The organism is Rothia sp. HMSC065C12, assembly GCF_001812085.1.
GTDB lineage: Bacteria > Actinomycetota > Actinomycetes > Actinomycetales > Micrococcaceae > Rothia > Rothia mucilaginosa.
Genome location: NZ_KV807669.1, coordinates 32591 through 39805 on the forward strand (window position 1 = coordinate 32591; position 7215 = coordinate 39805).

Here is a 7215-nt window from a genome sequence, read left to right on the forward strand (position 1 = left end):
CCTCGCTTCGCTTCGGGCACCCTGATGTCGCTTCAGGAAGGTACAGACACCTCCTGCCTACAGTTCGGCTGCGAACGTACAATAAAACTATGTCTAGTACCGTAATTCTTCTGAACGAACAGAACCCGCAGGGCATCTTCGTTGACCCGTCCGTGCCCCTCATCAGCGTTGATGATCAGGGCTTCACCCGCGGCGACGGCGTCTTCGAGACCATGCTGTCCGTCAACCGCCGCGTGCGTAAGCTCGGCATGCACCTGTCCCGCCTCGAGTCGTCGGCGCGCATGTTGGATCTGCCCGACCCGGAACCCGAGATTCTGCGTTCGGCGGTGGAGCGCCTCATGCGTGAGGCGACCGCCGGTGCCGAGACTGCGCTGGGCGAAGAGCACATCGTGAAGATCATTATTTCGCGCGGCCCCACCCAGGCGGTGACCTCCATGCAGCCTGGCCCGTACACGCTGATTATGGCGTCGCCGGTGCCCGCCTCCATCGTGAAGCGCCGCACCGAGGGCGTGAAGGCGATGCTGTTGCCGCGCGGCCACGAGCCGATGGACAACAGCGCCTACCCGTGGCTGCTGGCGGGCGCGAAGACCCTCTCTTACGCCGTGAACATGGCGGTTCTGCGGTATGTGCAGGAGCGCGGCGCGGACGACGCTATCTTCATCACCGATGAGCGTCGCGTGCTGGAGGGCGCCACTTCTTCGGTGCTGGTCGCCAAGATTGAGGACGGCAAGAAGGTGCTGTACACGCCCGAACCGAGTCACGGCATCCTGCCCGGTACCACGCAGGGCGCGGTGTTCGAGGCGGCACGCCAGGCCGGTTGGGAGCTGGGCTTCGGCCCGCTCTACCCGCAGGACCTGTTTGAGTCGGACGGCGTGTGGTTGGCGTCGTCGGTGCGTCTGATTGCGCCGGTGACCCACCTGAACGGCACGGCGCTGGCGCATGACCCGGAGCTGACTGCGACGCTGCTGAACTACCTGGCGCAGCAGAGCTAAACGCATCAGAAAAGGGACTGCCGCATGTTTCCTCCGCGCCTACGCAGGGGCACCCGTCACCCGGACGCTCCGCGCCTCCTCGCTCCGCTGCGGAGAGCGTCCGGGCTGACACCCTGAGGGCGCATCCGGAAAACACGGCAGCCCCTACGCTTCATGTACGGGCACAGCAAAGCCCCGGACGCGCAACCCTTAGCGGGTCGCCCATCCGGGGCTTTAGCTACACAAAAATCAACAACAGGCTAGTGGCCCGCCGCCGGAGCCTCATGGCTCTTGCCGTCAGCCGAGTAATCCGAATCCTTACGCGGCGTAGTCCACAGCACCAGCGCCGTCAGGACCGCGAAACCCAGAATGGAGAAGCCCATCGGCAGGTACTCATGCTCACCGGCAATCGACACCAGCGGTGCAGCCAACGCACCCAGCATCGCCTGAACCGTACCCATCACCGCCGACGCACTACCCGCCATGTGGCGCGCCTCGTTCAACGCCAACGCCGAAGCATTACCAAAAATCAGGCCGCACGAGCTGGTCAGCAGGAACAGCAGAACCAGCGTCGGCACCAGCGAAATACCGACAAGGAAGCTAACCAACAGCAGCGAAGACACCACCAGCAGGCTCACCACGCCAACATTCACAATGCGGCGCTGCGCCACACGACCCACCAGCTTCGTTGCAATCGCACTGAACAGCACAATACCAATCGAGTTCACACCGAACACGATCGTGAACTGGGTTTCGGATAGACCCAGAATCTTCTGCAACACAAACGTCGAACCGGAAATATACGAGAACAGCGCACCAAACGCGAAGCACATCGTCAGCATGAAACCCAGGTAGCGGCGAATCTTGAAGACCTTCGGCAGCTCCGAGTACACGCTCAGGGCAGTGCCCTGGTAGCGTTCCTCCACCGGCAGGGTCTCCTTAATAACGAAGATCACGCCGAGCATCATCATCGCGGTAATCACGCCCAGCACATGGAAAATATCGCGCCAGCTACCCCACGACAGCACCCAGCCACCAAACAGCGGCGCAAGCACCGGCGCGAAGCCGTTAATCATCATCATGACGCCCATGAGCTTAGCGGTCGCCAGGCCCTCAGTCGTATCAGCCACGATAGAACGCGCCAACACCGCACCAATCGAACCGGTGAAGCCCATCATGAAACGCGCAAAAATCAGCAGCTCAATATTCGGCGCGAAACCACACGCCACCGTCGCAATAAAGCAGATGACCGCACCGATCAGCAGCGGCTTGCGGCGGCCCGTCTTATCCGACAGCGGACCCACGACCAGCTGGCCGAGCGCCATACCCACCATGAACGCACTCAACGTCAGGGATGCGTTCGTGCTGGTGGTGTTCAGGTCCTCCGCGACAGCGGGCAGTGCGGCAAGGTACATGTCCGTAGCGAGCGGCGCGATCGCGGTCAGCAGCGCCAGAACTACGATAAAAATGGGCGATAGCCCGAATGAGGTCTTAGTCGACTTCGAAGACATATGTCTTAGTTTTTTCTTTCTGTGTGATGCGCGTGCAACGGCGCCTGCGGCTCTACAAGACGTGGATGTGGTAGTACCGCTCCGGGGGTGAGTTTGCGCAGGCTGGAAGCACAACTTGTTCACGGTAGCAGAATTGGGCGTGGCTTCGTAAGTTAAATGTTTGATATTTTTTGAGCTGGGTTGGGAGGGCTCCGCTTGGTTGGTCTGGAAAGCGGCGCTCGCCTTCGCTTCTACAGGGGAGGGCTTGGGGGAAGGTGCGTAGAAGGGACGGCGCTCGCCTGCGCAGGCACAGCAAAGGGACGGTGTTATCCTCGCTCCTACAGGGGCACCCGTCCTCGCTTCGCTTCGGACACCCTGATGTCGCTTACGGATAACACCGCCCCTTGAGCGGTTTGGCTTAGCCTGCCGCTCAGTCCCCCGGCGCTGAAGAAATATTTGAGAAATATTCTTGAGAAGCATTGCTAGGCTCAACCGCATAACTTACGTTGGTCATACCACGCGATACGACCGGAGGGATACCTCAGATGCGCAACCACTATTACAAATATTTGCTATGCATCCTGCTGCTTATAGTTTGTGTCTTGCTTGTAATCCTTGCTGTGCTTTCTAACAACAACCCGGGTAACGAAAAAGACGGTACTACCTCCACGCACGCGCCGAGCAATACCTCAACCTACTGGGATAAAGACCGCATGGAATCCGCTAGCCCGGCTCCCATGCCTGAATAAAACAGCGCCTGAATAAAACTGCCTCTAAATAGCGTAGGGCCCAATGCTTCGAGATACACGAAGCATTGGGCCCTACTGTCTTGTAGGCGGCTGCTACTGCGCCGCGCTGTCGTAGATGAAGTCCACGGTCGCGTAGTCCTCCGGGATTTCGGCGAGCAGCGCCTCCTCCTGCTCCGCCCAGCGTTCCCAGTGCGGGCGGAACGTGTTACCGTCACGAGCCATGGCGCGTTCGTAACGCACCTCGTCCGGGGCGGTAGCGAGGATACGCACCTCGCAGGCGCCAGCAATCGCGCCGACACCCTCACAGATGATGACCTGCGTAGCCGCCGGGTCGACGGTGCGCACCTCACCGGGGGCGCCCGCCTCCCAATCCCACGGGGTGTAGGTTCCGGCAATACCTTCGGTCAGCTGCACGGAGAGCGCGTCCCACGCCTCCACGCCATCGAAGAGGCCGTCCCAGCCGGGGTAGAAGTCGTCCAGGTGCAGCACGTGCACGCTGTGGCCGGCGGCGGTGAGCTCCTGCTCAAGCTGCGCGGCGAGGCTGGTTTTGCCGGTGCCGCTACGGCCGTCAATGCCGATGATCAGCGGGATCTGCGCGAAATCGGCGAGGAACTGGGCACGGAATTCGGTGAATTCGGCGGTGTCCATGTCAAAGTCGTTGCCGATGCCGTGCTCCAGGCGCAGCATGTCTTTGCAGAGCTCCAGGATTTCGGCGGTGCCGGTGACGCGGCGGTTCTGATTCAGGGGAATACGCTGACTCACTGCGCGTCGCCTTCCTGCTTGAGGTGGTTGATGAGGCCGCGTGCGGCGGCGTCAATGAGGCCGGTGGTGTACACGAAGTCGCGTTCGCTACCGTACCAGGGGTCGTAGATGCCGAGCTGGTCCAGGTGGGTGGTGGTGACCTTCGGGTCGAAGCTGCGCATCATGCGAATCTTGGCCTTGTCGGCCTCGTTGCGGGCGAGGGCTTTGAGGCGCAGGTAGTGGGGTGCATCTATGGCGAGGATGAGGTCGTTGCGGTCGAAGTCCTCGACGGTGAAGACGCTGGCGCGGTGCGCGGACGGGTCGATACCGCGGGTGGTGAGCTGCGCGGCGGCGCGCGGGTCGATGCGGTTGCCTTCTTCTTCGTTGCTGATGCCGCTGGAGGTGACGGTGACGGGCACGCCGGCTTCTTGGGCGTGCTGGCGGATGAGGTATTCGCCGACGGGGGAGCGGCAGATGTTGCCGGTGCAGACAGTCATGATTCGGTACATGGTTCTAGTGTATCGGTGGGGTAGAGGGTGGCCGGCCGCGGTGGATGCTCGGGGCGGCTTTGCAGGCGGCACCTTGACGGGCGGATGCGCTCGCCGGCGGGCTGCCGCCGCCGGGGCTGTCGCTACCAGAACCGGGCGTGAAAAGGCCCCGCCGGTGTGGGCCGGCGGGGCCTTCTAGAGGTGAATGCTATTCGGTAGGTTCTTCCGGTTTGGGCGCGGGCAAAGGTTCGGGGTCGAAAAGCTCACAACCCACCGGAATAGTGAAGACCCTGCCGTCAGCTACCGTAATTTGCTCAGAATCGATACCATATATGCTATTTTCTGAAACAGTAAGTTTATAATCTTTAGGCTCAACTCTGACTGATAATTGAGTAAATCTTATGATTTCGAATTTATTAACTACAAAAGGAAATGGATGGGGTTTAACTGTCGGAGTGGAAAGTTTAAGTATTTCCCCAGGAGAGCTAAAGGTTGGGCTGTAGGAATTGAAAGATGCTCTTTCGACGCTTAACCCTTTAGAAAATTTCGAACACGAGAAGTCTGAAATGTAATTAAATTCTACTTCCGAGAAGTCTGCGTATCCCTTGAAATGTGCTTTCGATTCAAATTTTTTCAAGAAACGTGACTTAGTGAAATATACTGTCCTATCAAATGAGCAAGAAGATAGAGATAATTCTTCATCGAAAGATGTTTCCTCAAACAGAACTTCATCTTTGAAAGAAGTATTTGTAAGGTATAACTTTCCAAGAAAATTTGCATACGTGAAATCTGCAGTATTTTGAAATGAAGAATCACGAAAGCCAGTTAGTTTATAAAAGTCTACGCCTCGAAAATATGTGGTTTCCATAAATGATGCTCCAGTGAATAGGACTTGCTCTCTAAATTCTGCTGAAGCGAACCAAGTCTCTTCGGCAAACGTTGCATTTGAAAAGTCATTTATTGAATCGGGGGTACCTGAAAATATTACGCTTGCAAACATGGCAGTACCTTTGAAAGTTGCTTCTGAAAAATTGGCGCCCTGGGTAAATTTAGAAACAGAGAAGTCGGCATTACTGCTAAAAGTGCTACCTGTAAATTCGACCGGATTTGAAAAATAGCTGTATTGAAAATCGACTGGGTAAAAGAATGATGAATTTGAGAAATCGTACTTGAAGTTCGACCATTTTCCTTTGCTTGTTTTAGGTTTTTCTCCGTCTCTGTTTACTCCTCCGCTAAGTCTCTCTGTGATGATTTTAATGATAGTTTTCCGAACCTCCTGTTCCCCTCTTAGAGACGTAAAATCATTAAATGCATTTTCTGCTTCTTTGTCTGAGAGGTTTAGGTTTTTATGGTCATTATTCTTGGGTATTGAAAGAGGGTACGGTGAACGAATGTAAGCGCAGAGGCTGTCAATAATAATCTGCCCTTCCTCCATGCGTTCTTTTTTCTTAGGATTACTTTTTTTATCCTCAAGCCATTCATCAATAAGTTTAGAAAGTGTGTAGACGCCTCCGAGTTTAATAGAGGTATTATCATTGCCTAGCTGCTCAATAGCTTTTGCGTATCGACTTCGGCGTTCAGATTTTATCTGACGGATATGTTCAAGATCATTTTTATCTTTTTCTTGTAGGTTTTTGCGACGGTTCTCCCACAGGGTGAGCATAGTAAGAAGTCCAGCAACTGTTACGAGGATAGCTTGTCGTAGGGCTGGAACGGTATCGCCGTCTTTGAGTGGATTCGGAATGATAAGGGGGATAATGTAAGCGCTTCCTCCTCCAAGTAACACGGTTAAGAGAAGAATTATATAAAGCCAGTTTTTGTTCCAATTGATGTAGGCTATAAAATGTTTGAGGAAATGATATTCCTTGGCAATCTTTAGTAGAACTAAAACCGATATTGCACCTGCAGTGATATATAAAAGATGTAGGCGCAAATCTGATATGGATTTTTGCTCAGCTTCACCACCCAACCCGCTTTGTCGTAGCCAGCCGGTCTCTACCGGAATCCAGAAAGCAGCTATACCTCCAATAATTCCGAATGTTACAAGAATTGGGAAGAAATAACGAATGTACAAAGGTGGGTCGGCGAAAACCCAATTGCGGAGCTTTTGGAATAGGCTTTCCTGCGTTTTCTGCGCAGCATCTTTCTCTGGCAAGGTTTCATCCTGTCTTCTCTGATAGGAACAGTCACCTCTCAGCATAGTGCATAAACTACCTGAATGGGGCTTCTAACGGCTATAAGTGGAAGCCCCACCACATATTCAATGTGGCGGGCCCTTCGGATATTACAGCGCAGGCTCACTGATACGGGTGTAGTCCTGTTTCTCTTCGTCCCAGGAGTCCGGGTCGTACAGCACCGTGCAGAGAGGGAGAATGAACGGTTCTGTTATGAAGCTTCGCCGTACCGCAGCTGAAGCTGTGCGGGCTCTCCGGGTGCGCCTTGAACAGGTAATCCTGCGGATCCACCTGTGCAGAGAACCTGGCAGAGTTGGAGGCATCAGCAAATATGGGTGCACACTTTTCGAAATATGCGCGATCGAAGTCTGTGATTCCAGCGAACTCCGTGTCCCCGAAGAGTGCATTTCGGGTGAACTTCGCGTCCATGAAGTACGCATTTCCGGTGAACTTCACGCCCCAGAAGTCTGCGTCTCCGGCGAACTTCGTGCCCCTGAAGTCTGCGTCTTCGGTGAACTCCGCGTCCGTAAAGTATGCGTCTTCAGTGAACTTCACGCCCCCGAAGAGTGCGTTTCCGGTGAACTCTGTGTTCCTGAAGTCTG

At 55.2% G+C, this 7215-nt stretch carries 6 protein-coding genes; 1 reads left to right on the plus strand and 5 read right to left on the minus strand.

Annotation, left to right across the window (positions count from 1 at the left end; translation table 11 throughout):
* The first annotated feature begins 89 nt into the window (after positions 1–89).
* A complete protein-coding gene (locus HMPREF2836_RS00210; protein WP_005509006.1) occupies positions 90–992 on the plus strand; it encodes an aminotransferase class IV in 903 nt (300 codons plus the stop codon).
* 239 nt (positions 993–1231) lie between these two features.
* Here HMPREF2836_RS00210 and HMPREF2836_RS00215 read toward each other — a convergent pair whose 3' ends face one another.
* The 5 genes from HMPREF2836_RS00215 to HMPREF2836_RS09275 form a co-directional block, all read right to left on the minus strand.
* Positions 1232–2482: a multidrug effflux MFS transporter gene (locus HMPREF2836_RS00215; protein ID WP_070628971.1), complete on the minus strand. Its 1251-nt coding sequence runs from the start codon at positions 2480–2482 to the stop codon at positions 1232–1234.
* 821 nt (positions 2483–3303) lie between these two features.
* A complete protein-coding gene (locus HMPREF2836_RS00220; protein WP_070628972.1) occupies positions 3304–3972 on the minus strand; it encodes a nucleoside/nucleotide kinase family protein in 669 nt (222 codons plus the stop codon).
* A complete protein-coding gene (locus HMPREF2836_RS00225) occupies positions 3969–4460 on the minus strand; it encodes a low molecular weight protein-tyrosine-phosphatase (RefSeq protein ID WP_070628973.1) in 492 nt (163 codons plus the stop codon). Before HMPREF2836_RS00225 ends, HMPREF2836_RS00220 begins: the two co-directional genes overlap by 4 nt.
* A 187-nt stretch (positions 4461–4647) precedes the next feature.
* Positions 4648–6594, minus strand: coding sequence for a pentapeptide repeat-containing protein (locus tag HMPREF2836_RS09040; protein ID WP_168163645.1), 1947 nt, complete (start codon positions 6592–6594; stop codon positions 4648–4650).
* A 142-nt stretch (positions 6595–6736) separates the two neighbouring features.
* The coding region (locus HMPREF2836_RS09275) for a pentapeptide repeat-containing protein (protein WP_210394321.1) at positions 6737–7215 on the minus strand (479 nt) is incomplete at its 5' end.